Origin of the sequence: Bradyrhizobium cosmicum (assembly GCF_032290525.1) — a bacterium.
Lineage (GTDB): Bacteria > Pseudomonadota > Alphaproteobacteria > Rhizobiales > Xanthobacteraceae > Bradyrhizobium > Bradyrhizobium cosmicum_A.
This window is the reverse complement of sequence record NZ_JASXTA010000001.1, coordinates 326021-351902: the sequence shown is the minus strand read 5'-3', so window position 1 is coordinate 351902 and position 25882 is coordinate 326021. Positions and strand designations below refer to the sequence as shown.

Genomic DNA, 25882 nt, shown 5'->3' with positions numbered 1-25882 from the left:
CCTGCGCATGGTCACTTCGCGAACGAAAATCCTTGCCTCTCGATCTCGATGAACAGACGGCCGAACGTGCCGACCGCGCGGTAGAACCTTGCGCTTGCCGCCTGCTCCATGTCGGCAAACAGACGCCCTATCCAGGACGAAACGTGTTTCTCGAACAGCGCACGCTGCGCAGCGAACGGCGCTTCCAAGCGGCCATCAGCCATTCCGGCCATGATCTCGCAGAGAATGGCGGCATGATCCTCAGGTTCGGAATTGCCCTCGGCGCGCGCGATGCCGAGCGCCGCGAGATCGGTCCGCAAACGTGACAGTGGCCGCTCGTTGAGGAAGCCGGTCAAATAGTACGAGGCGTAGGGCAGCAACTCGCCGCGGCCGAGACCGACAAAAAGGTCGAAGTATTCGCGTTCGACCTGAGCTGCGGTCGTGCGCGAAGCGGCTTCCGCCAAGCCGGCGTGAGCCTGACCGAGTGGCGTGCCGTCTCCGCTCAAACCCGTAAGCCGATCAAGCAAGCTCTTCGACGGCGCAGCCGCGAGCAAGGTGGCGAGAAGGACATATTCGTGCGCTCGCGCGACGTCGATCGGATCGATGCTGTCTTGCGACACCGTGCATTCGTGATGGTGATCGGGATCCGGATCAAGCCGCAGTTCGGTCCGAGGAACACCTGTTGCAGCTTCCGCCGCAATTACACGCGGAGCGGGAATCTCGCTCCAGGTCGAAACCGAGGGCTGGCTGATGCGGATTTTGCCCGCAAGCTCGGGCACGCCGCCTGCGGCGTCAATGGCACGATCAAGCCCGGCGTCACGCACATGGACCTCCGTTGCCTGAGACCCTCGAGTGACCAATTTTACTTGCGCAACAAAGCGCTAGCAAAGCCTAGACCTGGTTCCGCAGACGGTCAATCACCGCTCTATGGGTTGAGGCTATAGCCTTTGGTAGCAACACTATTGGGGCAGTGCGCCGCCATGAATGCGGCGTCGCACTGTATCAGGTTCCGAGATCGGTTGCGATGCAAGGGGAACTGCGATCTCTGTGGGGACAGCGTCATCGGGCTGCCGTTTAAGCACAGCGGAGTGCACAATATCCCCATTCGGAACGTCCGAGGACTCCTGCAATTGCGTCGGCGTGTCAGGCTGAGTCTCTGCGGCGTCACGCAGACCCCCTACGATTCGGTCGACCCAGGCTGCTAGGTCCGCCTGCGAGCAATCGAGCGGTCCAAAGCCCGGCATGGCATTCGGATCGTTGAAGTCCCAGGCGTTCTCGGCGAGCCCCACGAAATCGCGGATCGCTGGATCGGCCGTCCAGGCGCGGCGAAGAGCCGCTTGCATCAATTCCGGCGGAATACCTTTGCGCAGGAACGCGGTGATATCGGTCCCCGCCGCAATCGCATCGATCGACGGCAAGCTGCCGAGATCCACGTCCGGTTCGGCCTCGGCCGCGGGAGATGGCACCGCAGCTTCACCGGCCGGCCCGGCCGTTTCCGCCGACGGAGCATTCGATTTTGACTCGCGCTTGCGGCGCGACCAACGTGCGAGAAACTCTTCCTCGGTCATTCTTGCCCGCCTTCGTGGTGCCGACGCCCCAAAGCCTCGGGATCGGCGCGCCGTCGCTCGCGTTTGACGAACTCTCTCTCGACGTGGTGTTCGGCAATGAAGCTTTCAATCACCCCGCGCACTACCTCAGGCATCGGTACGGCTTCAACCAGATTGTCAGCGGCCTCGGTAAACCCCTCTCCTTCCGCGGGATCAGCGGTCGCGGCAGTGATCGCATACGGCCAAGGCCCCTCGGACGGACTCAAGACCACCCAGAGGCTCGGCGTGCCGGAGGCAACATTGTCGCGGTAACGCGCGGTTTCCGACACGTACAGATCAACCGTTGCGCTGCCGGCATAGAACCAGGTCGTGCCGCCTTGTTCGCGCAGGATTGTCCAGGGCTCCACGGCCGCTTTGTCAGGCAACACGGCGGCGCTCCGCCAGATGAAATCACCCCAGGGCGAATCCGCCTTGCGCCGTTCGACGACGATACCGACGGGAATACGCCGGAGTGGCAGGGCAACACTCATGAGATGGGCTCCAGGCGCCTGATCGGGAGTCCCCTCAACAGGTTCTGCGGTTTCATGCGGAGCTTCTGATCGGCTGTCATCGCCAGGATCAGATAGACCGGTTCGCCCCGCAAGGTCTCCATAACGAGCTGAGGGTCCGCAAAGGTCAGGCGAAACAGCGAAAGAACTCGCCCTGCGCTGGGCTCGTCGAGCTCCTCGTTGTGCCAAAGCCGATCGCCTATCTTGGTGGCGTCAGCGTCCAACCCAATATACCAGGCCAGCTTCATCTCGCGTACTTCCATCAGCGGTTCAATGGCAACATCGATCCCGAGCAGATGGGAGACCCAGCGCGTCATCGCCTGTGCCAGCGCGCGATGGCCTCGCCCGCCCGCGGTAAGATTGAGGGCCATATCGAACTGGTCGCTGCGTTTCCAATAGCTCTCGGCATTTTCCTCGGTCAACACATCAAGCTGGGCGTCAGTCTTGGTGCCCAGCATCGAGATCAGCGACAAGATAGGCGTCGGGCTGCGAACGCCGACAACCTCTTCATCGCCAAGCAGCAAGGCCTGTTCATGCGGAAGGATTCGCTGCGGCCGGAAGAACAGCTCGGCGGCGCGCAGCACGAACACATCGTCGTCGCCGTCGAGCGCATTGCGCAAGATCACGTGCACGAGCTGATTGATGAACAGCGGCGGCAGGTCGTTTGACGACGAACGCAGGACCGCGAGATACGCAGCTTCGAGCGTCGGGTGCCGCAACATGAGATCGCGAAATGCCACCACGAAGCGCCAATTCTCCCGCGCGTCCTCATCGGCGATCGCAGCGAGCTCTTCGGCTGCGACCGCTCGGCGCGGATCAGCAAGCATCTCACGATGCAGTCTTCGTTCGACCGGGCACGCGTCCTCCGGCGGCATCAGCTCGGGACGGGCAAAGTAAGCCTTCAAGAATTCGTCGGTAACACGAAGCCCGCCGCCCTCGTCGCGATCGAGCAGATGATGGCCGCATGCGATCCAGAAATCACTCATCGGAGGAGCGGCTCCTGGCCCCCATCAGAATAGTTAAGATCGCTGTCGGCTTTGACATCATCCTCGATTTCCATGAACGAGAACGCCTTGCCATGCCGCTGCCCTTCCCGCAGTTGCAGCTTGCGGAAGCTCTCGTGGACGTCGCCATCGCCCGCCGAGCGGTGGACCGCAATGAGCGAGCTGACCGGGTGCGAGCAGAGCGACTGCGCAAAGGTGACTTCCTCTTCCGCAGCGGTCCTCGCAACTGCCATATCCGGTGCGCCGAACTGATCAAAAAGTTGCCTGGCAAGGAGTTCGATCAGCACCTGGCAATCGTCCTCAGTCGCCGGAACGACCTGAGCCAGCGTCGACCATCCCCAGGATTGCACGCCCAGAAAGCCGCTGCGGAAGGCGACGCGCGCCTTCCCGCTCAGCTTCGCCGGATCCTGATCGCAGAAGCGGAAGGCGCCGGAGACGGCCCATTCGCCTGGCGCTGCCGGGACGTCGAACACGAAGGTGTCGGAGGGATCCAGGGCGATGGTGCGTAGAAGTTTGATAGTCTTTTTCACCGCCTCGGCCCTCCAAGCGTCGGATCAAGCCAGGACGGCGAGGCCAGAGCGTCCACGAGGTTTGCCCGCTCGGTCGCATCACGCCCCGTGCGGCGCGTGAACAGATCGCCGCGATCATCGATGCGTCGAAGCGTTTGCGGCTCGCGAGGGATACGGCTGAGATATTCGCGCGCAACGCTGTCAAATCCATCGACCTGCCAACTGTCGATCGCCCGCATCAGGTGCCGCGCAAAGCTCTCTGTCATCTGCACTGCGCCGGCCTCGCCGAACCCTTCCTCATCGAGGGCGGCGGCAAGCGGGCGAACACCGGGATCACGATCGTTCATCATGACCGTCCGGATCATGGCCCCGAATACGAGCCAGCCCGGCGGTTCATCCTCGTCCGCGGATGCGGGCCAGCCAAGCCGTCCCCCTCCGACGAGTCCACCGTCAATCCTCACCGCATCGGGCCAACCGATCGCAACCTCCTTGGCCGGCGGCGCATAGGCGCGCAGGGCGTCGGTCAGGGCGACCATGCCGGCGTAAAAGGCGCGGCGTGCGGTGGTCAGCGGCTCGGTCGGCTCCAGCACCACCGCGAACTCGGCGAGGTCGAACCGCCCTACATAGACCAGCGTGCCGGCACCGCTTTCGGGTGCAATGCAGCATGCATGGGCGAACGCGTCTCCGCTCTCGCGCAACCGGACCAAGGCAAAGGGCGGCGGCAATTGGATCTGTTCCGCCGTGGAAGCGAGGCTGGTTGGGATCGACCGCAGGCCTTCCTCCACTTTCACCTTTTTCCCGATTGACAATATCTATACGAAGCGAAGGATCGGCGCGAGCCCGTCATTCGTCGCCTTCTCGGAGGGATGAACCTGGAGCAGCCAGCGAAGACCATTCTGATTTGCTCGTGTGAAGACACGATGCGGCTTGACATGGCCGCGATCAAGCGCGGATGCGGCAATGGCGACATTAGGAGTTTTCGTCACCTGTGCGGCGCCGAGCTCGACCACTTTAGCGCATGCGCAATGGCAGAGGGCGCTCTGACCGTTGCCTGCACGTATCGGCAATCCTTGTTTGCGGAGGAGGCCGGTGAGCATTCCGCGCCCATCGCTTTCGTGAACATTCGCGAGACGGCAGGCTGGTCGACCGAAGGCGCGCAGGCGGGCCCCAAAATGGCAGCGCTGCTCGCAGCCAGCGCCGTGCAGGCGCCCGATTATCCGCTTGTCACGCTTGCCAGCGAAGGAGTCATCCTGATCTATGGCAGGGACGAGACGGCGATCGAGGCCGGGCAGCTGCTTTCGGATCACCTCGATGTGACGGTGATGCTGAGGGAGCCGGGCGAGATCATCTCGCCTGTGGCAACGCCCTTCCCAATCATTAAGGGAACAATCCGCAACGCCAGAGGACATTTTGGCGCTTTCGAGCTCACCATCGACGACTACGCTCGCCCGCAGCCCTCCTCGCGCGATCACTACGTCTTTGAAGCTCCACGCAACGGCGCCACCTCGCGTTGCGACATCGTCCTTGACCTATCGGGAGAGAGACCGCTGTTTCAGACGCACGATCTGCGCGACGGTTACCTGCGGGCCGATCCCAAGGACCCGGGCGCCATGCTCCGCGCCGTCCTGAGCGCGCGTGATCTGGTCGGGCGTTTCGATAAGCCTAAATATGTCGAGTTCACGCCCGATCTTTGCGCCCATTCGCGCTCGAACCTGACCGGCTGCCATCGCTGTCTTGATCTATGCCCGACGAATGCGATCACGCCAGCCGGCAATCATGTGGCCATCGACGCCGAGATTTGCGCCGGCTGCGGCCAATGTGCCGCCGCCTGCCCGACGGGCGCCGCGTCCTACGCGTTGCCGCCCGCGGACAGTCAGCTTCAGACCATCCGGGCCATGCTGCTCGCCTATCGTCAGGCGGGTGGATCGAACCCCGTCCTGTTGCTGCACGACCGCCAACACGGCACACCGTTGATAGACGCGCTGGCGCGGCACGGGAATGGCCTGCCTGCCCAGGTCATTCCTCTAGCCGTCAATGAGGTGACCCAGGTCGGGCTTGAGGCTGTCATCGGCGCATTTGCCTATGGAGCGACCGCGTTCCGGTTTTTGCTACGCGGCAAGCCGCGGCATGACGTGACTGGACTGACCCAAACGATCAACATGGCGGAGACCATCCTTGCGGGCCTCGGATTTGGAGAGCGCCGGGTTACCGCGATCGAAACTGACGATCCGGATTCAATGCTGGAGCAACTGAGAGACATCGAGCGGGTTGCTGCGGTGAAGATGCCTGCGACGTTCAAGACCGTCGGCAAGCGGCGCGACCTGCTTCGCTTCGCGTTGAGCGAACTGCATCGGCTCGCGCCGAAGCCGGTCGACGTCATTGCCTTGCCTCAAGGCGCTCCGATTGGCGCAGTGAGCGTCGATACCGGTGGATGCACGCTGTGCCTGTCCTGCGTTTCCGTCTGCCCCACGGGCGCGCTCCGCGACGATCCCGACCGTCCAGTGCTCAAATTCGTCGAAGATGCCTGCGTGCAATGCGGTCTCTGCCAGAGCACCTGTCCCGAGAAGGTCATCACGCTGAAGCCCCAGATCGATTTCCGCGCAGGCCGCGCGCCCGCGATTGTGATCAAAGAGGAAGAGCCTGCCCTTTGCATCCGCTGCGGCACGGCATTCGGCGTGAAGAGCACGATTGATCGCATCGCGGTCAAGCTCGAGGGCCGGCATTGGATGTATCCGGCGGGCGACAAGCGCCTCGACGCCATCAGGATGTGCGCGGATTGCCGCGTGATCGTGATGAGCGAACAGCGGTTCGATCCGTTTGAGGGCGTGCCGGAACGCGCGCCGCCCCGAACCACCGAGGATTACTTGCGCCGGCCGGACGGCAAGACGTAGGCGCGATCTCCCTCGTCCAGGTTAGGGGCCTCGCCTATGGCGAGGTCGCCCGGGCCAGGAAGTCGGTCAACGCGCGGCGGTCTTCGGCCAATCCGATGCGCTGCTCCGGCATCTTCGTTCCCGGCGTGTAGGCGTTGGGCCCGACTTCAAACAGCCTTGCGACGGTTTCGGGGCTCCAGACGATATCCATCGTCTTGAGCGCCTCGGAAAACCGATAGCCCGGGAGCGAGGCGATTTTCCGTCCGAACAATCCGGCAAGCGTTGGCCCTGCACGTTGCGGCTCCTTGGCCGACAGCGTGTGGCAGGCAACGCAAGCGCGAAAGACATCGGCGCCATGATCGCCCGCATAGGCGGCCAACGGATCCGCTGATGTCCCGAACAGGTTCGAACCGACCGGCTCACCGCTATGCACATTCCAGCGCCGGATCTTTCCGTCCGCACCTCCGGTCACGAGCGTTGCTGCATCATGCAGAAACACGACCGACCAGACCGGGAAACCGGGCCCCACGAGCGCCCGCAATACTCTCCGCGACTTGCGCTGCACAATGGCAACGGTGCCGTCGATGCCTGCGGCGGCGATCAGCATCCCATCATCGGAAAGCGCCAAGGCGACGATCGGTGCCGAGCCAGCGGCCACCTCCCCCGCCGGCTCTCCGTCCGTCGTCAGCATACGCAGCTTGCCGTCGGCCCCTGCCGCAACGATCTCGCCATCGGGCGCGATGGCGACGACATTCAATGGCACCGGCAGTTCTACCGTTTCAGGCCGGCCCTCGGGCAAGCGCCAGATGCACAACGCACGATCATAGCCGACGCTCACGAGCGACCTGCCGTCTGGAGCGAAGGCCACACCGTTCACATTCTGCGTGTGACCTTCGAACACCCGGGAGGCGCCATCAGCCAAGGACCAGAGGCGCACGCTATGGTCCCAAGAGGCCGAGACGAGGCTCGATCCGTCCGACGCCACGGCGATTGCCACGACGGAACCGGTATGCCCCTCCAGGACTTGATCAGGCTGTTGCCGGCCGGCTGTCCATACCGCCAGCCGGGCGTCGGCCCCCGTGGTGACCATGCGGCCGTCCTGCAGGAAAGCAACGGCGTTAACGGCATCCGCATGATACCGCAGCACCTCGCCCGCCGCGTCGGTCTTAAGCGACCAGCGGATGATGGACGTGTCGAAGCTGCCCGACAACAGGCTGTCGCCATCAGCCGAAACGGCGAGCGCACGGACTGGGCCGCCGTGACCCGCAAGCTGCGCGTGCGCCGCTGACGCAGCAACAATCTCCAGGAGGGTTGCGGCAACCCGGGCGCACGAAGCCCATTGCATCAATCACTGCCAGCCATGGTCACTCCATGCCGTCAAGAATGCCCGAAATAAGTGTCCGCGGCACCGCGCTCATTTCTCTGGTGCCACGACTTTCTTGGACGAGCCCTCGGGCGCAGCCTGCATCCCGGGCGGGCTCTGGCCCTGCGGACTTTCGGCGGGCGCACCGCCCGAACCCGTGTTCAGCGGGCCGGTCCAGCCCTGTGGCTGCGGCTGGCCCTTCTCTTCGGGAACGGTCTGTGGCGCAGGCGCGCCTGTCTGACGGGATTGGGCGAGCGCACCATCGAAGGCCACGACCGCTGCCAGGCATAGTATGGATGTCAGTGCCTTCACGGCGAGATCCTCCTTTTGGGGCGCAAGCTTCAACGAGGAAGGATCGATATCCGTTCCTCGAAGCGCACTGCGTCAGTTCGCCCATCGTCGGCAATCTTCCCTTGAATCGCGGCAGCGCGAGTCCTAGTTTTACTTTTTGCTCGTCATGTCAAGGAAGAGGGCATGCTGGGGCAATCGAGGCCATTGCTGCGGATGATCTCATGGCTTCGCGCCATGCGCGTGTTCTTGATCGCTCCAGAGCCCGCTTCCAGAGAAGCCTCGCCTCTGCTCGCTTTCACGGTTGTTGTGCTCATGCTGCTCCTCGCCATATTGGAAGTGGACTTGCACAGCGCCTACCTTCAATCACTGGGGTTGATGAGCGATGCATTTTCGATCGACCCGGTTTTCAAGAGCCCCTAGACCCGGCAGCAACTGCGGCCGAGATTGAGATCGTTCGCCACAGTAGCTCGCAGGAAGCGGCATCGTAGGATAGTGCAGCTTGTAAGTGATGGAGTTTAAACATGAAGGCTTTTCTGCTCGGGTGCGCTGCAGCCATTGTGATCGCAATTGCAGCAATGGCACTCTTGGATCGGGTGCAGGAGCCCGTCGCCCAGGCGTTTGCTACAACCGGTGTGCGCTTGTAAGATCGCCCGCCGCAACAGGCGCCGCGGCGGCCGCTTGATGCTGGGCTGCTATCTCCACTAGATGGGGCGCGACTTGGATCAGTTGTTTGAGCATTGACCGCGCCAAAGGCGGAATGCGATCAGGCAAATCAAGGGTAGCCCTTCTCCCCCTGAGCAACCTCGACGTCCAGCAACATGGGAAAGCTCTTCGGAGCGGTAGCTTGCGGCGTGTCACTCTATCGGCGAGCCTTTGATAACGAGCAATCAACCTCGTCGCTTTTATCGCACCCGGTGCGGCCTAGCTCGGACCTGTCAATGTTGTTGACGGTAGTCCCCCGGATTGCTGTTGCGCCGAACGCGCTCTGGAATGCGGCGTTCAGCGCATCCACTCGACGTCAGGACAATTGTCGCCCGCATTCGTATCTACATCAGAATTGGAGATGATCATGCGCAGCATAGCACTGGTGATCGCATTCATGATTTCGTTGACCGCCCTAGCATCGGCTCAGAAGGCCGAAATTGAAGCGATCAACGCGAAATGGATTGAAATGTTCAACAAGGGCGACTTCTCTGGAATTGGGTCACTCTACAGCACGGATGCGACCGCATTCCCGCCCGGCTCTGCGATGGTGCAGGGCCGAGCAGCCATCGAGACGATGTGGAAAGGCATGGCGGAGCAAGTTGGCGATCCGAAACTTACCACTGTTGACGTTAAGCCGCTTGGCCCTACCGCGGCGCGCGAGATCGGCACCTTCGTGCTGAAGACCAAGGGACCGACACCACAGGAAGTGACTGGAAAATATGTCGTGGTTTGGGAAAAGGTCGGAAGTGATTGGCAGCTCGCCACCGACATCTGGAACGAGGGCAAGTAGCATCGTTCGGCCTTGAGGCGGACCGGGAATCCGCGAGCCGGCGAGGCCTGGCCGCCCGATCACTGCCACCATCATGTTGCGCCAGACGCGGTGTCTAGCATGATCGGTGACGTCGACGTGATCGGCACGCCGATATCGGCCGCGGCGACCGAGCGCGCCGGCCTCGGTGAAATTCATGAGATCCGGGCCGTCGTCACGCCGCCACCTTCAGCACCACCGCGGCGGCATAACGCCATCATCGCTTCGACCGTCTCGCCCCTGCATCAATCCATATCTGCTCCCCCGTCACTCGCACCGGATAGAGCCGCAACGGCGGACTCGGCCATCCCGCAGTGATCGCCCCGTCGCGCAAATCGAACGATGCCGCATGGCGCGGGCACAGCAGCCGCCCCGCCGTCACCCGCCCAAGTCCGAGATCCGCCTGTTCGTGCGGACATGCGCGCTCGCACGCGACGACATCGCCCTCGTTCCAGATCACGAGCATGTCGAGGCCTGTAACGCGGACGATCGTCTCTGCCTTCAATCGGCTGAGATCGCAGACCGCAATCCAGCCCTGTTCCGGGCGGACTGAGGGATCATCCACCGAGATAGGCTTTTCGCACATGTTCGTTCTCGATCAGCTCGGCGCCGGCGCCGGACAGGACGATGCGGCCGTTCTCAAGGAGATAAGCGTGGTCGCACATCTCGAGCGCGGCGAACGCATTCTGCTCGACCAGCAGCACCGTGGTGCCGGCATCGCGGATGCCGCGGATGATCGCAAAAGTCCGCTCGACGATGTTGGGGGCAAGCCCGAGCGACGGCTCGTCGAACATGATCAGCCGCGGCCGCGACATCAGCGCACGTCCGATCGCAAGCATCTGCTGCTCACCGCCGGACAGCGTGCCCGCCGCCTGCCGGCGCCGCTCGGCGAGCCGCGGAAATTCCGTGTAGATGCGTTCGCGATCGGCCACGATCTCGCCCGAACCGCGACGGAGGTAAGCCCCCATGTCGAGATTTTCCTCGACGCTCATATGCGGAAACACCCGCCGGCCTTCCGGACAATGCGCAATGCCGCTGGCCAGCACGCGCGGCGGCTTGGCGCCGGTGATGTCGGTGCCCTCAAACCACATCTGGCCCGAGCGCGGCGGCACTAGGCCCGAGATGGCGCGCAGCGTCGTGCTCTTGCCGGCGCCGTTGGCGCCGATCAGAGCGACAAGCTGCCCGGCCTTCACGTCCAGCGAGATGCCGCGCAGCGCGGTGACGCCGCCATAGCCGCAGACTATGTCGCGGATCTCAAGCACGTGCCGCTCCATGTCCGAGATAGGCTTCGATCACGGCGGGATCGTTGCGGATCACACCAGGCGTCCCTTCCGCGATGATGCGGCCGTAGTTGAGCACCACGATGCGGTCCGAGACTGCCATCACCATCGGCATGTCGTGCTCGACCAGCAGGATGGTGACGCCGCGGTCACGGATGCCACGGATCAGCTCGACAAACCGGTGCGTCTCCGAGGCATTCATGCCCGAGACCGGCTCGTCGAGCAGCAGCATTGAGGGCTCCGCCGCAACCGCCAGCGCGACACCGACGAGACGCTGCTCACCATAGGAGAGCGAGCCGGCCGCATCGTGGGCACGACGTTCGAGACCGACCCATTCGATCAGCTCGCTCGCACGCTGGCGCAGCTTGCGCTCCGAGGCACGCGCGCTGGGCAGCCCGAGGATGGCATCAAACAGTCCGACCCGGCCCTGACGATGCAGGCCGATCAAGAGATTGTCGTAGACCGTGTCGTTCGGAAACACGCTGGTGCGCTGGAACGTCCGGATCAGGCCGAGATCCGCGATCTCATGCGGCTTCAACCCGTTGAGCGCGGTGTCACGATAGATGACGCGACCCGCGCTCGGTTCCAGAAAGCCAGTCATGACGTTGAAGGCGGTGGTCTTGCCGGCACCGTTCGGCCCGATCAGGCTGACGATCTCGCCCTCCCCGACGGTAAAACTCATGTCGGAGATCGCGACCAGCCCGCCGAAGCGGACGGCGATCCGCTCGATCGTCATGGCAACGCTGCGCGCCGTCATCACGCCCGCTCCTTAACGCCGGTCTCGGTGAGGGCCACCGGAGCCAGTGCCGGCGTCACGCTCCGTCTCCTGCGAAATCGCTGTGCGAGCGAGGGCACGATACCGCGCGGCAGCACGAACAGGATGGCGATGAGCACGCCGCCATAGGCGATCCACTGCGCTTCCGGGGCCATGACCGGCCGCAGCGCGACCGGGAGCAGCCCGAAGATCAGGCCGCCGACGACGGGACCGGCCAGTGAGCCCTTGCCGCCGCTGATCACCATGATCACCATGGTGACGGTGTTGATGAAGGCAAACACTTCGGGATCGATGATCCGGATGTAATGCGCATAGAGACTGCCGGCCGCCCCGGCAATCGCAGCCGAGATCACCGCCGCCAGCGTCAGCGTCCTGGTCACGTCGATGCCGACGGAGACCGCCAGCGTCTCGTTTTCCATCAGCCCGCGCATCGCGCGGCCGAAATGCGAATGAACGAGGCGTGCGATTAGGAGATAGGCGATGAGGGCTACGACCAGCACGAGATAGTAGTTTTGCAACTTCGTGCGCAGCGTCAGCTCGCCGAGGCCGGGCAATGGCAGCGCGATGGAGGGAATGTTGGTCAGCGCCAGTGGCCCTTGCGTCAGCTCGACCCAGTTCAACGCAACCAGCCTCACAACCTCGGCGAAGGAGATCGTCACGATGACGAAGTACGCGCCGCGAACCCGGAACGAGAGCAGCCCGACGAAATAGCCGCACAATCCGGCAGCCAGGATCGCGAGTACGAATCCCACGATGGGCGGCCAGGGCTCGTGGGCGACGCGCAAGCCGCCGGGCAGGCCGACATCAAAGCCGAGCGATGTCAACGCGCTGACATAAGCGCCGATGCCGAAGAAGGCGATGTGACCGAGACTGAGCTGGCCGGTGAAGCCGAGCAGCAGATTGAGGCTCATCGCGCCAATGACGAAGATTCCGGTGGTGATCAGCGCGTTCAGGAGATAGGGATCGCGCAGCCAGAGCGGCACCGAGGCAAGGGCCGCGACGGCGAGAATGGTGAGGACGACCCTCATCCGACGCGCTCCGCGCGCGCGAACAGGCCGGTTGGCTTGAAGATCAGGACAGCGATGATGATTACGAAACCCATGGCATCGCGATAGCCGGAGGAGACGTAGCCCGCGCCGAGCTCCTCGGCGAGCGCCAGGATGAAGCCGCCGATCACGGCGCCGGTGATATTGCCGAGACCGCCGAGGATGACGATGGCGAAGGCCTTGACCGCGGCAAGATCGCCCATTTGCGGGAAGATCACGTAAACCGGCCCGAGCAGAGCCCCTGCGGCCGCCGCAAGGCTGGACCCGATCGCGAAGGTCGAAGTGTAGATCATGTCGACATTGACGCCCATCAGCGATGCCGTGTCGTGGTCCTGGAACGTCGCCCGCATCGCACGGCCGAGGCTCGTCCTGTTGATCAGGAGGTACGTCACCAGAATCAACAATGCCGCTGCGGCGAGCACGAACAGGCGCAGCCAGGACACCGACACCGGTCCGAGCACCAGGGGCGCTTCCGGAAAGGGCGTCGCCACCGATTTCGCGACGCCACCCCAGATCCACAGCGTACCAGACTGCATCGCGATCCAGGCGCCGATCATCACCAGCATGGTGGTGTCGATGTCGGAGCCCCGCAGCGGCCGCAACAATGTCAGCTCGATGGCCGCCCCCAACAGCCATCCGGCCAGCACGGCCACGGGAAGCGCGATAAAGAAGTTCAGCCCGAGCTGCTGCACCACCATGAACATGACGTAGGCGCCGAAGGTGTACAGCACACCGTGCGTGAAATTGACGACGTTCATGATGCCGAAGATCAATGTGAGCCCGATGCCGAGCAGCGCATAGGTGCCGCCGAGCACGAGCATGTTGATCAGATGCTGGAGAAACTCGCTCAAGGGCTATTCCCGAATGATCTGCGCGTGAGCGAGGGCCACGGCCCTCGCCCGGGACTTCAGCGACGTCAGAGCGTCTTCATCTCGACCTTGCCGTCGTTGATCTCAATGAGATAGACGTTCGGCTGGCTCTGCCCGCTCTCCTTGCCTTCCGGGCCGGACTTGCGGAACACGATGTCGCCGTTGAGTCCCTTCACCTTGATGTCCCAGAACGCGGCCTTGATCGCCGCCGGCTCGGCCTTGCCGGCCTTCTCGATCGCCGCTGCCACGGTGCGGATGCCGTCATAGCCGCGGAAGCTCTCGGTGCAGCCGGCGAACTCGAAGCCGCGCTTCTTCCATTCCGAGATGAAGTAGTTGGTCGCCTCCGGGTTCGGCGTTTTGTCGGGGAACCACGGCAGGAAGGTCGTCAGGTGCATGGTGCCGTTGGCGGCAGCCCCGGCCTGGGCGATGATCTGGTCCGGATTCTGCGAGCCGCCCGTGGTAATGATGCGCTTCTTCAGTCCCAGCGCGGCAGCCTGCTTGAAGATCAGCGTCAGCTGATCGACCGCGGTCGTGACGATGACCGTCTCGGAATCCGAGCTCTTGATCTTGGAGAGCTGGGCGCTCATGTCCTGCGCGCCCTGGTCCATGGTCTCGACCAGGCCGACGCTGATGCCCTTGTCCTTCATCATCTTGCTGAAGTCCTCGGCGGTGCCGCGCCCCCAATCGTTGTTGATGACGAGGAAGTCGACCTTCTTCAGAGCGAGCTTGTCGACGATGCTCTTGAACGCCGCCGCCTCGACCGCCGAGGGCGGCGAGATGCGAAAAATGAAGGGATTGCCTGATGTCGTGATCTTGCCCGAGGACGAGGTCTCCACCACCATCGCCGTCTCATATTCCATCAGCTTCGGCATCACGGCGAGCGTCAGGCTCGAGCCCCAGGCGCCCATCAGCACCGGCACCTTGTCACTGGTGATGAGTTTTTCGGCGACGGCGGCGGCTTCGGTCGGGTTGCTCTTGTTGTCTTCGATCACCAATTCGATCTTCTTGCCGAGGATACCGCCCTTGGCGTTGATCTCGTCGGCGGCGATCTTGGCGCCATTGACGACGTAGGTGCCGGACGCCGCGAACGCGCCGGTGAGCGGCTCGTTGACGCCGATCTTGATGGTCTGCGCCCCTGCTGCGCCACCGAACAAGGCCGTCGCCAGCGCGATTGCCGGAATAAATCCGAGTGCTCGTGTCATGTTGTCTCTCCAAATCCCACGCTGTTGATCTTCATGGCAGTCCAGGCTTCGTCACTCCGCGGTGCGCGAACACACCGATCCGTCATCCCGGTTCGCCCCGACGGCCAAGGAAGCGCGCGATCCGGGCACGCAAAATGTCAGAGACGATCGACCAGCCACTGAGCTCCGGAGCGGCCTCTCGCGGCGTCCCACCCGACATGTGGCGATCGAGATTGCCTGCAAACTCCGCAACCAGCCGTCTGGCGAGATCTCGCACCAGGCCGGGACGACCGATCTGGGCCAGCATTCCCGTGAGCGTGTAGCCGATCGACAGCTCCACGGCGGTCGCCGTGCCGTCTTCGATCGGCACGAGGCGATAGCGAATCTCGCCCTGCGTCGCCGAATGGCTGCGCCGGTCCGCGCCGACTCCGACGATGCGGCCGGAGAGCGTCGCGGGATCGGGCTCGACGCGCGCCGCCCCCTCGAATGCCGCCGCGATCGGCCCGAGCCTGACGCGGATCGAACCTTCGACGCGCTCGGGCCTTGGCGGTGCCGTCAGCGCGACGCCGGGAAGGCAGGCCGCGATGGCAGCGATATCGTCGAACATCGCGAACACCTTTGCCGGCGCGTGCGGCAGCACGAAGTGCTGGTCGAGGACGGTCGCGGGCGTGAAGTCCGGAATTCGGCCCGGTGCCGCACTCTCCGATGGCGGCGCTGACGCCTGCCGTGCGGGCCGCGGCTCGCTTGGGCTGGACGTCGCTCGCCCCGATCCGGCCGGACCGAGGCTGGTTCGACCACCACCGGCTTGCGGCGCGATGTTGCGCGCGCGCCTTGCCTCGATCACGGACTGCACCGCCCGCACGATTCCGACATAGCCGGTGCAGCGGCAGAGATTGCCGCTGAGACCGACACGAATGCGCCGCTCGTCGGCATCCGGCAGGCGCAGCACCAAATCGCGCGCCGAGACCAGCATGCCGGGCGTGCAGTAGCCGCATTGCAAGGCATGCTCCCGCGTGAAGGCGGCGCGAAGCTGGACCGTAACCTCGTCCTCGTCGAGACCTTCGATCGTGGTGACATCGGCGCCCTCGCAAGCCACCGCGTAGGTGATGCAGGAGCGCGCCGGCATGCCGTCGAGCAGCACGGTGCACGCGCCGCAGACGCCGTGCTCGCAACCGAGATGCGTGCCGGTCAGATCGAGCTTGTCGCGGACGAAATCGGCAAGGCTGGTGCGCGGCTCGGCCCGCGCCTCCACCGCACGCCGGTTGACGTTGAGGGCGATCGTGTTCATGCGACCGCCTCCTGGACGGCACGCTTCAACACGCTGACGTGGATATGGCGCTCCGCTGCGTCGTCGATGCCGGCCTTCGCCAGAAGCGCGTCGGCGACATGGGCGTCGAAGCGCTGCTTGTAGTCGGCCGCGATACGCCCGCCGAACAGCTCGGCCGCATCGGTCAGGACGATCGGAGCCGTGTCGATCGCACCGATCACGATGCGGGCGGTGGCGACCGCCGGATCGACCAGCACCGCGCCGATCGCATGGGCGAACTCGCCGCTCTTGCGGCAGCTCTTGGCATAGCCCCACTGCGCCGAGACCGATCGCGCCGGCACATGGACCGCCTCGACGATCTCGCCGGCGTGCAGTGCTGACTCGAGGGCACCGACGACGAACGCCTCGACGGCCATCGTCCGTGTCCCGGCAAGACCACGCAGCGTGACCCGCGCGCCCAGAGCCGCAAGTGCCGAAATCCAGTCCGCGGCGGGATCGGCATGGCTGAGCGAGCCGCCGATCGTGCCGCGGTTGCGCACCGCCCGATAGGCGATGTTGGCCGCGATCGCGCGCATGGCGCCGCGGGTCACGTCGGCCGTGCGTCCGTCCTCGATGTCGGCATGCGTGACCAGCGCGCCGAGCACCAGCTCGCCGCCGGAGAGCTCGGCCCGCTTGAGCTCGGCAAGGCCGGAGATATCGACCAGCAGCTCCGGCTGTACCAGCCGCAGATTGAGCATCGGTCCGAGCGACTGGCCGCCGGCGATGATCTTCGCCGAACCGCCGGCCGCAGCGAGCAGCGACAGCGCCGCATTCAGGTCTCGAGGGCGTTCGTAGCCGAAGGGCGCGGGCTTCATGCCGCACTCCTTTCGGCCGCGCGGGCGGCCAGCACCGCCTCGACGATTCGATGGGGCGTGATCGGCGATCGCATCAGCTCGACACCGAGCGGCCGCAGTGCATCGTTGACGGCGTTGGCAATCGCTGCAGGCGGCGCAATCGCACCGCCCTCGCCGATGCCCTTCACGCCGAACTGCGTATAGGGCGACGGCGTCTCCATGTGATCGAGACGCGCCGCCGGAACTTCGGTCGCACCGGGGAGCAGATAGTCGGCCAGCGTCGTCGCCAGCGGCTGACCCGACGTATCGAACGGCATCTCCTCGTAGAGCGCGGTGCCGATGCCTTGCGCCAGTCCGCCGTAGATCTGGCCGTCGACGACCATCGGGTTGACCAGCACGCCGCCGTCCTCGACGATCACGTAGTCGCGGATCTCGACGTCGCCGAGATCAGGGTCGACCGCGACGACGGCCGCATGCGCGGCATAGCTGAAGGTGCCGCTGTCGCGCACCGGCTTATAACCTTGCGTCACGTCCAGCCCGCCGGGATCGACATCGGCCGGCAGGTCCTGCGGGCGGCGATACCAGGTGTGGGCGATCGCCTTCAGGCTGACGCTGCCATTGACACCGCGCACCTCGCCATTCTGCAACACGACGGAGGCCGGGTCGTGCTGCAACAATTTGGCGCCGATCCGCCGCGCACGTTCGCCGAGCTCACGGCAGGCGGTCGCCACCGCACCGCCAGCCATCACCATCGAGCGCGAGCCCCAGGTGCCGGTCGAATAGGGCGTCATCGCGGTGTCGCCGAGGATGATGCGGATCTTTGCGACGTCGATGCCGAGCATCTCGTGCGCGACCTGAGCGAGCGTGGTCTCCATGCCCTGCCCGTGCGAATGCACGCCGACGCGCAATTCAAGGCCGCCATCGGGCGTCAGACGCGCAGAGGCCTGCTCATGGCCCGGTACCATCGGGATGCCCCAGCCGGCATAGACCGAGGTGCCGTGCGCGGCCTGCTCGCAGTAGATGGAAACGCCGACGCCGATCCGGCGGCCGTCGGCCTCGCCTTCGCGTTGGCGCGCGCGAATGGCCTCAACGTCGATCGCGGCCAGCGCGCGCCGCATCGCCTCGGGATAATCGCCGCTGTCAAAGTGCTTCCTGGTGATGTTGTCGAACGGCATCTGTTCCGGCTGCACCAGATTGCGCAGCCGCACCTCGCCCGGCTCCAGCCCGGCCTCCGCCGCAACAAGGTCGAGCATCAATTCCAGCGCGAAGCAGACGCCGGTGCGCGCCACGCCGCGATAGGGCAGAATCGGACATTTGTTGGTGGCAACCGAGAAGGTGCGGCAGCGATAGGCCGGCATCTTGTACGGACCGGGCAGAATGCTTGCGACCTGCGCCGCTTCGAGGCAGGCCGAGAACGGATAGGACGAGTACGCGCCAGAATCCACCGTCGCCTCGCAGTCGATGCCGCGCAACGTTCCGTCGCTGTCAGCATAGACCGTGATCCTGTAATGGTGCTCGCGGCAATTGGAGCTGGCGACGAGGTGCTCGCGGCGATCCTCGGTCCAGCGCACCGGATGGCCGCAATGCATCGTCAGCCAGGACAGGCAGACCTCCTCGGGCAGCAGAATCCCCTTGTGACCGAAGCCGCCGCCGACGTCGGGCGAGATGACGCGGATCTGGCCCTCCTCCATGCCGAGGCATTCGGCAAGCCCGCTGCGCGTGATGTGCGGCATCTGGGCCGCCGAATGCAGCGTGAGCTGATCGAGCCGGCGATCGAAGGTCGCGACCACGCCGCGGCCTTCCAGCGGCGACATGCATTGCCGCGCGGTCGATATATCGCGCGTCACCTTGATGGGCGCATCCAGCGCGGCGGAAATGTCGACCTCGTAATTCGTCTCGAGGAAAATGTTGTCGCCCCAATGCTCGTGCACCAGCGCCGAGCCCGGCTCGCGCGCCTTCAGCATGTCGTAGATCGCGGGCAGCTCCTCCAGATCGAGCGTCACGGAGGCCGCGATGTCCTCCGCTTCGGCTCGCGTCGGCGCCAGGCACATCGCGACCAGCTCGCCGACCTGACGCACCTTGCCGGTCGCCAGCACAGGCTGCTCCGAAATCTTGAAGCCAGAGAGTGCCGACACCGCGCGAATCGGATTGACGCCAACGAGGTCCGCCGCGGTGAACACACTGCCGCGGTGGCGCTCAGGCACCTGGATGGCGCGGATCCGCGCATGCGCCAGCGGGCTGCGCACGAAGGCGACATCCTGAAGGCCCGCGAGCCTGATGTCGGCGACGAACTGGCCGCGGCCGCGCATCAGGCGGTCATCCTCCTTCCGCGGCAGCCGTGCGCCCACACCCTGCCCGGACTTGCCAGAAGGAAATTCTCGCTCGTTGCGCAACTCCGTGCCCTTCTCCTTCACCGCGCGGCCTTACGCCGCGACGGCCTGCGGCAGGATCGGCGCGACCGCGTCAAAGCGCGTGCCGGCACGCAGGCAGAATGCCGGCTGGAGCAGGCGGTCGGCGATCACCTCGTTCTTCTCGTTGTCCTTGAGGATGAAGCGTCCGTTCTTCTCGGCAAGCACGGAGATGTCGGCGTCCATGCCGACCTTGAGCGCGCCGATCTCGCCGCTGCGGCCGAGCATTTTGGCTGGATTGGAGGTGACCATCGGCACCACCTGTTCCAGCGTCAGGCCGAGCGCCATCATCGAGCTCATCGCCTGCACCAAGCTGAATTTGGCCTGGCCTGCGAACGGATGGTTCTCCTCGTCCTCGTGCTCGTCGGGTGTTCCGGCCGGCGCCGGCACATGGGTGTTGTAGCCGTGGATGTCGGCGCCCAGCGTGGTCGGAATAATGCCCGCGGCGATCGCCTTCCTCGCGAGCCGGTACGAGAAATGGCTGCCATGACCGACATCGACCTTGAGACCGCGGTCGAGCGCGGCCTGGATCACCGGGTGCACCTCGCCCTCGCGGTTGACGAAGCCGCCGGGATGCCGCGTGAACGGATGGGCGAGAATGTCGCCTTCACGCAGCAGCGGGATCACGCGGGTGAGGATGGTGTCGGCATCTTCGCCATTGGCGCCGCTCTCGGCCAGTCCCCAGAGCTGGCCGAAATGTACATAGACCGGCAGTTCGGCGCGCTTGCCGATCTCCGCCGCCATCTCGATGACGCGGATGCCCCAGCGCGCGAAACCGCCGATCTCGGCATGGGCCTTGATGCCGCGCACGAGGTCGAGATTGGCCGACGCCGACTTGACGGTCGCATCAACGTCGACACCGTCCGGGCTATAGAGCTGCGGATAGAAATGCCCTTCAAGCCCGCCGACGAGATAGGCCGACAGGAAGGCATAGACGCGCGTACGGGACGGCTCGGCGACGAAGTGACGAAAGCCGGGCAGCGTCATGCAGGATGGGCCGCCCTGGTCGATCACCGTCGTCACGCCGGACTGCACGCCGACCATGTCGGCATTCATGCCGAAGCGGCCGGAGACATATTGATAGACATGCGCATGGGTGTCGATCAGTCCCGGCAGCACCAGCTTGCCGCCGACATCGACCACCTCTTTGGCACTGGTCGGCAGGATGTCCGGCGCGACTGCCGCGATCTTGCCGTTACGGATGGCGATGTCCCTGATGCCGTCCACGCCGGAGGCCGGACAGATCACGCGACCGCCGCGCAGCAGAAGGTCGAAGCTGGCAGTGACGGAGCTGGCAGTAACGGACATGGCGCTCTCCTCTATCCCGCGCAGGCGGTTGCCCGCTCGCGAATTACGAAGCATGCTTCGTATTTTACAAAGGCAAACTTCGTGCCATGATCCGATTGTGGTCAGCGCACTCGAATCGAGCTAAGCGCGACGACGTTCAGGGTTGGGAGAGCGTGCATTGCGGCAAGTAAAGAAACGTCGCAGCGGAGGCAAGCACCGCCCCTGGCCCTTGTCCCAACGCCCCGGCTATCTGATCCGGCGTCTGCACCAGATTCACGTCGCGCTGTTTCAGGACGCGTGCGGCGCGTTCGAGGTCACGCCATTGCAATACAGCCTGCTCTCCGCGCTGGCGGCGCGCGAAACCGCCGATCAGACGACTTTGGCGGCCGATATCGCCCTCGATCGGACCACAACGACCGGCGCACTGAAGCGGCTCGCCGCACGAAATCTGGTGGAGCGCGCGGTCAACAAGGACGATCGGCGGGCGCGGTTGTGCCGATTGACGCCGGCGGGCGCCGCCTTGCTGGTCAAGATCGAGGGTGCTGCACGGAGAGCGCACCGCGCGACGCTGGGCGATCTGAGTGAGAGGGAACACGCGCTGTTCATCGAGATGATGCAGCGCATCGTCGCCGGCAACCCCACGCACGACAGCGCCCCTGCCCTATTTGATTAGCTGCGGCTGCTGCACTTTTGAGTTGGGCTGCCCAATTTATCATCGTGCCGCTGCGCGCCAGCGCTGCGCCCTGAAGCTCCGCGCTCGCCGCCGAACTGCAGGCACATGTCTCGACAAATGCCGATGCGAACCGACGCGTGATGTCGGCTCGCGCTTGAAAACTCAGTGGCAATCCGGCGCAACGCAGGTTGCATCCAATCCGCACGAGCCCTCCCCCAAAGCCACCCCGCGCGCAATGGCACGAATTATGCTGCGAGCAATACGAAGCGTGCTTCGTATTGGGGGATGTCATGACGGATTCCGAACTTCGCGCTGATATTCACAGCATCGAGCCAATTCCCGATGCGGACCGGGACTCGACGGGGCCGCAGCAGATGTGGATCTGGGCCGGCGCCAACATCGCGCCGGTCAACTGGGCGCTCGGCGCCCTCGGCATCATCCTGAAGCTCGGTCTGATGGAGACGATCGCGGTCATCGTGCTCGGCAACATCGTCGGCTGCGCGATTTTCGCGACCTTCACGGTGATGGGGCACAAGACCGGCGTCAACCAGATGGTGCTGAGCCGCTCCGCATTCGGCGTCCGCGGCGCCTACCTGCCCAGCATCCTGATGTTCCTGATGACGCTGGGCTGGATCGGCGTGAACACCTACTTCCCGGTCAAGGTTTCGGTCGGCATCCTCAGTCAGTTCGGCGTTGCCGACACCTGGCTGATCGAGATCGTCATCATCACGCTGGTGATGGCGGTGCAGGTCCTGATCGGGGTCTATGGATTCTACGCGATCCGCACCTTCGAGAAATACACGGTGCCGCCGACCATCGCCATCATGGTGCTGATGAGCATTTTGGCGTGGACCCGTCCTGGCGTCGTCAACTGGGGACTGACGACCTCGCTGCCGCCGGGCGCACATCTTGCGATGCTGACGCTGCTGACGACGGCGATCGGCGTCGGCTGGGGTATTTCCTGGGTCACCTGGGCCTCCGACTATTCGCGCTTCGTGCCGAAGAGCGTGCCTTCGAAGTCCGTGTTCTGGTACAGCTACATCGGCATGTTCGTGCCGACGGTCTGGCTCGGCATTCTCGGCGCAACCATCGCCTCGACGACGCTCGATACCGATCCCGCCAAGATGGTGAGCGCGGTGTTCGGCGGTCCGGTCAGCATCCTGGTGCTGCTGATGGTGCTGCACGGCCCGATCGCCACCAACATCCTCAACGTCTACTCGGCGACACTGGCCGCGCTCAGCGCAGGACTGAAGTTCTCGCGCTTCTGGCTCACCGTCATCGTCGGCATCGCCGGTTATCTGGTCACGCTGTATTTCATCTTCGCGCCGTCCTTTGCCAAGGCGTTCGACAATTGGATGATCAGCCTGTTGTTGTGGATGAGTCCCTGGGCCGGTGTGGTGCTCGCGGATTTCTTCATCAAGCGAAAGGGCAACATCGACGTTCCCGAGCTCTATCGGTCACCGGAGACCAGCGTCTATGGCGACATCAACTGGGCCGGCATGATTGCCTTCTTCGCGGGTCTGGTGGCCGGATGGTCGGTGGAAGACGGTCTGGTCGGCGCGCTCCAGGGACCGATCTCGACCAATCTGCTCGGCGGCGCCGACCTGAGCTGGTTGTTCGGCATCGGAGTCTCGGGGCTGGTCTATCTTGCGCTGAGCAAGCTCGTCACCTCGCCTTCCTCGATCGTCCCGAGCAGCGCAGGCAGGTAGCCGCGGGTCATGGACCATGTTCCTCGCTCGCGTCGGAATCGCCCAGACTCTGCGCCCTTGTCACGGCATCGACAGCTGCGGCAAGGCGATCCAGCTGTTCCGGCGTTGGGCGCTCCAAGGCATCTATTAATCCAACTCCGCTGATACCTGTTATCAGCATACCTTCGACCAGCGAGGCCACTCCTTCGGCTGCGCGGTCGATGGCAAGTCCGCCAGCGCGGATGTTGGATATGCAATTCCTTCTTGAATCGGGCGTGCCCGGCCGCGGCGAGCAGGTCACATACACTCCGACGCTGTCGGCCGCCGAAAGCCGGGCCGCTCCCCAACGATCATGATGGAGATCCGCGCGCCCACGACCTCCGCGATGGGATCGCCGAGCGCGACCCGCGCCTGCGATGCCAGAACAAGGGGAGCCATGGAGAGCTGCCGTACCAAAAACTGCGCGACGATGGCCGGCGCCAGCGGCACGGCGTTTTGTTTCGATCGCGCTGGCAGACAATCCGTCCGCAACGACGATCAGGATGCATAGTCCGAGCCGACGCCGCCGAGGCGCGCTACCGGCCTTCGGACGGGAGCCAAAAAGGTCCGAAGTCCTCGGAGCCACGCAGTGAGAGGCCTCGCGGAATGTCGCCTCCCCTCTGCGTCCAGCGCGCTTCTAGGACAGGCAACAGCATCGACATCATTTTGAGCAATGATTGGAGACGTCGCGATAGGCAAACTCTGTTGAGCGAGCCATGGCCAAAGAGATCGAGGCCACTCAACTGCGGGCCATTTGTGCCCGGAGGCCAATAGGCTTCCCTCGCCGGTCTAGATGCTGCGATAGCGCTCGATTGAGAGAAGATCGGGTGCTATCCCGAGCCCGGGGTCTTCGCCCAGTTGCACGGCGCCTTCCTTGACATTGAGCATCGGGCCACAAAACAGATCGCGCAACGGGTTGTCATTGATATCAACCTCCACCCACCCATTACCACCGATACCGGCCAGAAGATGCGCCGAGGCAAGCAGCCCGATTCCGCCGCCGAGATAATGTGGGCAGAACGTCTTGCCTGACTGCCGAATGTCGCGCGCAAGGCCAGCGCATTCGCTCAGCCCGCCCCATTTGGCGATATCGGGCTGAACCACGCCGAGCACGTCCTCAGCGAGGACTTTCCTGAATCCCTCGACGCTCGAAATGTTCTCGCCCGCGGCAATCGGCATCTTCGCGCTCGCGCGCAGACTGCGCCATTCCTCGCGCGGCCGGTCGGCGCGGATCGGCTCCTCCAGCCAGCGCAGATCGAACGCGGCCAGCCGCGGCAGCATGTCCAGTGCCTGCGCGACCGACCAGCCTTGATTGGCATCGGCGGCGAGCATGCCGGCGCCGACGATGCCGCGCAGCGCGGCGAGATTGGCAACATCGGTCTCGGCGCCGAAGCCGACCTTGAGCTTCAGCGCGCGATGGCCCCGCTTGAGCGCGGCTTCGGCCGTCTGCGCGGCGCCGCCGGGATTGATGCCGCTGGCATAGACCTTGATCGTGCGCGACTGCCCGCCAAGCAGCCGCCACAACGGCAACTTCCGACGTCGCGCGAAAAGATCCCACAGCGCAAGATCGATGCCCGAGATCGCCTGCGCAAACGGACCGGGCTCGCCGCATTGAAGCGCCAGCACCTCGGTGCCCTTGGTCAGCGCCTCGAAGGCCTCAGCGGGACTGTCGAACTTGCGCCCGACGAGGCCGGGCGCGAGCACCTCATTGACGAGCCGAGTGCGATGCTCCGCACCTGGCGCTGGAAAGTTGGACCAGGCTTCACCCCATCCCGCGACGCCGTCTTCGTCGACAGCGCGAACGAAGACGGCCGGACGGTCGAGCATCTTGCCGAACGACGTCACCACCGGCGTCGCCAACGGATAGCGGTAGCAGAACGCCTCAATCGAACGGATGGTGAAGCTGTCGGTCATGTTGCAGATCCTGCCATGGACCACGCGGCGCCGCCACCATCTCAGTAAGCGCGCGCGCAGTCATCTTCCTGCTTGATATCAGTGAACGCAGGAAAGCGCGCCTTCCACGGCATTCCCTTAACCGTGGTCAGCCCGTTGAGCCGTTCCAGCACACCGAGGCCGTCCTTGCGACGACCACATCGACACCACGGTCCAAAATGGTCGCGATGAATTAGCTTCGGTAGCCGTCAGTGCCCAATCAGTCGTACTGAGCGGTATGCGAGCTGCCTCGCCTCACCGCACTTTCCGCAACCGCCGTTCCTGTCGCGGGCGAAGCTTCGCCTGATTTCGTGAGCGCCAACGTCTCCGTCAGCTCACCGCGCGCCATGATCACCTCCCGGCGATGCACCGAACGAAGTCGCCAGCCCTGATAATCGGCGTCGAGCTTCAGACGCAGCGTAGCCTTGCTGTTCTCGTCGAAAAAGATCCCGATACTCTGATTACCGCCGATCACGGTTCCGACCAACACCAGCCGCAACTCCGGCTGCACGGGGCTTGGCGGCGGCGACGGTGCTGCGTTCGCTGCAGACGCCAAAACTACGGGTGGCGGCGGCCGCCGCGAGGCCGAAAAGATCGGTCGATCGCCCGTCTCCGATAGTGTTGAGAGCGGAACCGCCCAGAGCGGATTGCCTCGCATCGCCTCCCGTTTCACGGGAGACGGCGATGGCACCGCCGGACTGACTGCCGGTGCCGACGTTGCCGGAATCTCCAGAAGTGGGCGGTCGGGCGCCAGCACGACGAAAGTTGGTGCGTCGACACTCGAGAAATCCGCCGGCAGCGCAAAAGTCGGGGCGGAAACGGCGAGCATGGGCGCGAGCCATGCCGAGATCCGCCATATCGCCCGATGTGCTCTCAGGTCCCTCATCATCAGCCAATTGCCAGCAGCGCAACATTCTCAGTTATGAAAAGCTGACGGCCTGCGCACGCAAGACAAGTAGCGCTTGTCAGGCGTCAGATCG

The 25882-nt window shown here is 64.2% G+C and carries 27 protein-coding genes and 1 pseudogene; 7 read left to right on the top strand and 21 right to left on the bottom strand.

The features are described from left to right. Window positions 1–11: 11 nt before the first annotated feature. From QSV46_RS01610 to QSV46_RS01585, 6 genes are all read right to left on the bottom strand, one after another. Window positions 12–803, bottom strand: a complete 792-nt coding sequence (locus tag QSV46_RS01610) for a molecular chaperone TorD family protein (RefSeq protein WP_314945350.1) — start codon at window positions 801–803, stop codon at window positions 12–14. 135 nt (window positions 804–938) lie between these two features. Continuing rightward, a complete protein-coding gene (locus QSV46_RS01605) occupies window positions 939–1547 on the bottom strand; it encodes a DUF3306 domain-containing protein (RefSeq protein ID WP_314945349.1) in 609 nt (202 codons plus the stop codon). Continuing rightward, on the bottom strand, window positions 1544–2056 hold the full coding sequence (locus tag QSV46_RS01600; protein ID WP_314945348.1) for a DUF3305 domain-containing protein: 513 nt from the start codon (window positions 2054–2056) through the stop codon (window positions 1544–1546). Before QSV46_RS01600 ends, QSV46_RS01605 begins: the two co-directional genes overlap by 4 nt. Then, the gene (locus QSV46_RS01595) at window positions 2053–3060 is read right to left on the bottom strand and encodes a DUF6352 family protein (RefSeq protein ID WP_314945347.1); all 1008 of its coding nucleotides are present in this window, start codon (window positions 3058–3060) and stop codon (window positions 2053–2055) included. The genes QSV46_RS01600 and QSV46_RS01595 overlap by 4 nt, the downstream gene beginning before the upstream one ends. Next, window positions 3057–3596 (bottom strand): DUF6505 family protein, encoded by a 540-nt coding sequence (locus QSV46_RS01590; protein ID WP_314946449.1) that lies wholly within the window; start codon window positions 3594–3596, stop codon window positions 3057–3059. Before QSV46_RS01590 ends, QSV46_RS01595 begins: the two co-directional genes overlap by 4 nt. Window positions 3597–3604: 8 nt before the next feature. Next, window positions 3605–4372, bottom strand: a complete 768-nt coding sequence (locus QSV46_RS01585; RefSeq protein ID WP_314946447.1) for a biotin/lipoate--protein ligase family protein — start codon at window positions 4370–4372, stop codon at window positions 3605–3607. A gap of 135 nt (window positions 4373–4507) precedes the next feature. Here QSV46_RS01585 and QSV46_RS01580 point away from each other — a divergent pair, with 135 nt between their 5' ends. Continuing rightward, a complete protein-coding gene (locus QSV46_RS01580) occupies window positions 4508–6478 on the top strand; it encodes a 4Fe-4S binding protein (protein ID WP_314946446.1) in 1971 nt (656 codons plus the stop codon). Between the two features lie 34 nt (window positions 6479–6512). On the opposite strand, the gene QSV46_RS01575 is transcribed toward QSV46_RS01580, so the two are convergent. Next, window positions 6513–7802, bottom strand: coding sequence for a c-type cytochrome (locus QSV46_RS01575; RefSeq protein WP_314945345.1), 1290 nt, complete (start codon window positions 7800–7802; stop codon window positions 6513–6515). Between the two features lie 69 nt (window positions 7803–7871). Then, window positions 7872–8165 (bottom strand): hypothetical protein, encoded by a 294-nt coding sequence (locus QSV46_RS01570; protein WP_314945343.1) that lies wholly within the window; start codon window positions 8163–8165, stop codon window positions 7872–7874. Window positions 8166–8294: 129 nt separating this feature from the next. Between QSV46_RS01570 and QSV46_RS01565 the strand changes: the two genes are divergently transcribed. The 4 genes from QSV46_RS01565 (at window position 8295) to QSV46_RS01550 (ending at window position 9942) form a co-directional block, all read left to right on the top strand. After that, entirely contained in the window at window positions 8295–8531 is a 237-nt protein-coding gene (locus QSV46_RS01565) for a hypothetical protein (RefSeq protein ID WP_314945341.1), read from the top strand. 101 nt (window positions 8532–8632) lie between these two features. Then, the gene (locus QSV46_RS01560; RefSeq protein WP_314945339.1) at window positions 8633–8755 is read left to right on the top strand and encodes a hypothetical protein; all 123 of its coding nucleotides are present in this window, start codon (window positions 8633–8635) and stop codon (window positions 8753–8755) included. Window positions 8756–9180: 425 nt separating this feature from the next. Next, on the top strand, window positions 9181–9606 hold the full coding sequence (locus tag QSV46_RS01555; protein ID WP_314945337.1) for a YybH family protein: 426 nt from the start codon (window positions 9181–9183) through the stop codon (window positions 9604–9606). 99 nt (window positions 9607–9705) lie between these two features. Then, the gene (locus tag QSV46_RS01550; protein WP_314946495.1) at window positions 9706–9942 is read left to right on the top strand and encodes a hypothetical protein; all 237 of its coding nucleotides are present in this window, start codon (window positions 9706–9708) and stop codon (window positions 9940–9942) included. Here the strand turns inward: QSV46_RS01550 and QSV46_RS01545 are convergent. The 10 genes from QSV46_RS01545 to QSV46_RS01500 form a co-directional block, all read right to left on the bottom strand. Further along, window positions 9842–10210, bottom strand: coding sequence for a Rieske (2Fe-2S) protein (locus tag QSV46_RS01545; protein ID WP_314945334.1), 369 nt, complete (start codon window positions 10208–10210; stop codon window positions 9842–9844). The genes QSV46_RS01550 and QSV46_RS01545 overlap by 101 nt on opposite strands. Then, entirely contained in the window at window positions 10182–10886 is a 705-nt protein-coding gene (locus QSV46_RS01540) for an ABC transporter ATP-binding protein (RefSeq protein WP_314945332.1), read from the bottom strand. The genes QSV46_RS01545 and QSV46_RS01540 overlap by 29 nt, the downstream gene beginning before the upstream one ends. Beyond that, entirely contained in the window at window positions 10879–11661 is a 783-nt protein-coding gene (locus tag QSV46_RS01535) for an ABC transporter ATP-binding protein (protein ID WP_314945329.1), read from the bottom strand. The genes QSV46_RS01540 and QSV46_RS01535 overlap by 8 nt, the downstream gene beginning before the upstream one ends. Further along, complete coding sequence (locus QSV46_RS01530) at window positions 11661–12707, bottom strand: branched-chain amino acid ABC transporter permease (RefSeq protein ID WP_314945326.1); 1047 nt, start codon at window positions 12705–12707, stop codon at window positions 11661–11663. Before QSV46_RS01530 ends, QSV46_RS01535 begins: the two co-directional genes overlap by 1 nt. After that, on the bottom strand, window positions 12704–13576 hold the full coding sequence (locus QSV46_RS01525) for a branched-chain amino acid ABC transporter permease (RefSeq protein ID WP_314945324.1): 873 nt from the start codon (window positions 13574–13576) through the stop codon (window positions 12704–12706). The genes QSV46_RS01530 and QSV46_RS01525 overlap by 4 nt, the downstream gene beginning before the upstream one ends. A gap of 65 nt (window positions 13577–13641) precedes the next feature. Next, a complete protein-coding gene (locus QSV46_RS01520; protein ID WP_314945322.1) occupies window positions 13642–14796 on the bottom strand; it encodes an ABC transporter substrate-binding protein in 1155 nt (384 codons plus the stop codon). An 82-nt stretch (window positions 14797–14878) separates the two neighbouring features. Next, on the bottom strand, window positions 14879–16063 hold the full coding sequence (locus QSV46_RS01515; RefSeq protein WP_314945319.1) for a xanthine dehydrogenase family Fe-S subunit: 1185 nt from the start codon (window positions 16061–16063) through the stop codon (window positions 14879–14881). Further along, window positions 16060–16896, bottom strand: a complete 837-nt coding sequence (locus QSV46_RS01510; protein WP_314945316.1) for an FAD binding domain-containing protein — start codon at window positions 16894–16896, stop codon at window positions 16060–16062. Before QSV46_RS01510 ends, QSV46_RS01515 begins: the two co-directional genes overlap by 4 nt. Next, a complete protein-coding gene (locus tag QSV46_RS01505; protein WP_314945314.1) occupies window positions 16893–19184 on the bottom strand; it encodes a xanthine dehydrogenase family protein molybdopterin-binding subunit in 2292 nt (763 codons plus the stop codon). The genes QSV46_RS01510 and QSV46_RS01505 overlap by 4 nt, the downstream gene beginning before the upstream one ends. 114 nt (window positions 19185–19298) lie before the next feature. Further along, window positions 19299–20591: an amidohydrolase/deacetylase family metallohydrolase gene (locus QSV46_RS01500; protein WP_314945311.1), complete on the bottom strand. Its 1293-nt coding sequence runs from the start codon at window positions 20589–20591 to the stop codon at window positions 19299–19301. Between the two features lie 157 nt (window positions 20592–20748). Here QSV46_RS01500 and QSV46_RS01495 point away from each other — a divergent pair, with 157 nt between their 5' ends. Both QSV46_RS01495 and QSV46_RS01490 read left to right on the top strand, forming a co-directional pair. Beyond that, on the top strand, window positions 20749–21243 hold the full coding sequence (locus QSV46_RS01495; protein WP_314945309.1) for a MarR family winged helix-turn-helix transcriptional regulator: 495 nt from the start codon (window positions 20749–20751) through the stop codon (window positions 21241–21243). A gap of 290 nt (window positions 21244–21533) precedes the next feature. Further along, a complete protein-coding gene (locus QSV46_RS01490) occupies window positions 21534–22952 on the top strand; it encodes a cytosine permease (RefSeq protein WP_314945306.1) in 1419 nt (472 codons plus the stop codon). Between the two features lie 7 nt (window positions 22953–22959). Here QSV46_RS01490 and QSV46_RS41345 read toward each other — a convergent pair. The 3 genes and pseudogenes from QSV46_RS41345 to QSV46_RS01475 form a co-directional block, all read right to left on the bottom strand. After that, window positions 22960–23420: pseudogene (locus tag QSV46_RS41345) on the bottom strand (ethanolamine ammonia-lyase light chain EutC). Window positions 23421–23759: 339 nt separating this feature from the next. After that, entirely contained in the window at window positions 23760–24884 is a 1125-nt protein-coding gene (locus QSV46_RS01480) for a mandelate racemase/muconate lactonizing enzyme family protein (protein WP_314945301.1), read from the bottom strand. 238 nt (window positions 24885–25122) lie between these two features. Beyond that, window positions 25123–25731 carry a hypothetical protein gene (locus tag QSV46_RS01475; RefSeq protein WP_314945299.1) on the bottom strand — a complete coding sequence of 203 codons (609 nt, stop codon included), beginning with the start codon at window positions 25729–25731 and terminating at the stop codon, window positions 25123–25125. Window positions 25732–25882: the final 151 nt, after the last annotated feature.

What these genes read in the sequence shown, in the direction of transcription:
- QSV46_RS01505 (WP_314945314.1), bottom strand. Translation starts at nt 19,184, where the DNA reads ATGCGCGGCCGCGGCCAGTTCGTCGCCGACATCAGGCTCGCGGGCCTT.
- QSV46_RS01475 (WP_314945299.1), bottom strand. Translation starts at nt 25,731, where the DNA reads ATGCTCGCCGTTTCCGCCCCGACTTTTGCGCTGCCGGCGGATTTCTCG.
- QSV46_RS01575 (WP_314945345.1), bottom strand. Translation starts at nt 7,802, where the DNA reads ATGCAATGGGCTTCGTGCGCCCGGGTTGCCGCAACCCTCCTGGAGATT.
- QSV46_RS01510 (WP_314945316.1), bottom strand. Translation starts at nt 16,896, where the DNA reads ATGAAGCCCGCGCCCTTCGGCTACGAACGCCCTCGAGACCTGAATGCG.
- QSV46_RS01520 (WP_314945322.1), bottom strand. Translation starts at nt 14,796, where the DNA reads ATGACACGAGCACTCGGATTTATTCCGGCAATCGCGCTGGCGACGGCC.
- QSV46_RS01550 (WP_314946495.1), top strand. Translation starts at nt 9,706, where the DNA reads ATGATCGGTGACGTCGACGTGATCGGCACGCCGATATCGGCCGCGGCG.
- QSV46_RS01580 (WP_314946446.1), top strand. Translation starts at nt 4,508, where the DNA reads ATGCGGCTTGACATGGCCGCGATCAAGCGCGGATGCGGCAATGGCGAC.
- QSV46_RS01500 (WP_314945311.1), bottom strand. Translation starts at nt 20,591, where the DNA reads ATGTCCGTTACTGCCAGCTCCGTCACTGCCAGCTTCGACCTTCTGCTG.
- QSV46_RS01480 (WP_314945301.1), bottom strand. Translation starts at nt 24,884, where the DNA reads ATGACCGACAGCTTCACCATCCGTTCGATTGAGGCGTTCTGCTACCGC.
- QSV46_RS01515 (WP_314945319.1), bottom strand. Translation starts at nt 16,063, where the DNA reads ATGAACACGATCGCCCTCAACGTCAACCGGCGTGCGGTGGAGGCGCGG.
- QSV46_RS01560 (WP_314945339.1), top strand. Translation starts at nt 8,633, where the DNA reads ATGAAGGCTTTTCTGCTCGGGTGCGCTGCAGCCATTGTGATCGCAATT.
- QSV46_RS01545 (WP_314945334.1), bottom strand. Translation starts at nt 10,210, where the DNA reads ATGTGCGAAAAGCCTATCTCGGTGGATGATCCCTCAGTCCGCCCGGAA.
- QSV46_RS01530 (WP_314945326.1), bottom strand. Translation starts at nt 12,707, where the DNA reads ATGAGGGTCGTCCTCACCATTCTCGCCGTCGCGGCCCTTGCCTCGGTG.
- QSV46_RS01600 (WP_314945348.1), bottom strand. Translation starts at nt 2,056, where the DNA reads ATGAGTGTTGCCCTGCCACTCCGGCGTATTCCCGTCGGTATCGTCGTC.
- QSV46_RS01595 (WP_314945347.1), bottom strand. Translation starts at nt 3,060, where the DNA reads ATGAGTGATTTCTGGATCGCATGCGGCCATCATCTGCTCGATCGCGAC.
- QSV46_RS01555 (WP_314945337.1), top strand. Translation starts at nt 9,181, where the DNA reads ATGCGCAGCATAGCACTGGTGATCGCATTCATGATTTCGTTGACCGCC.
- QSV46_RS01535 (WP_314945329.1), bottom strand. Translation starts at nt 11,661, where the DNA reads ATGACGGCGCGCAGCGTTGCCATGACGATCGAGCGGATCGCCGTCCGC.
- QSV46_RS01605 (WP_314945349.1), bottom strand. Translation starts at nt 1,547, where the DNA reads ATGACCGAGGAAGAGTTTCTCGCACGTTGGTCGCGCCGCAAGCGCGAG.
- QSV46_RS01565 (WP_314945341.1), top strand. Translation starts at nt 8,295, where the DNA reads ATGCTGGGGCAATCGAGGCCATTGCTGCGGATGATCTCATGGCTTCGC.
- QSV46_RS01490 (WP_314945306.1), top strand. Translation starts at nt 21,534, where the DNA reads ATGACGGATTCCGAACTTCGCGCTGATATTCACAGCATCGAGCCAATT.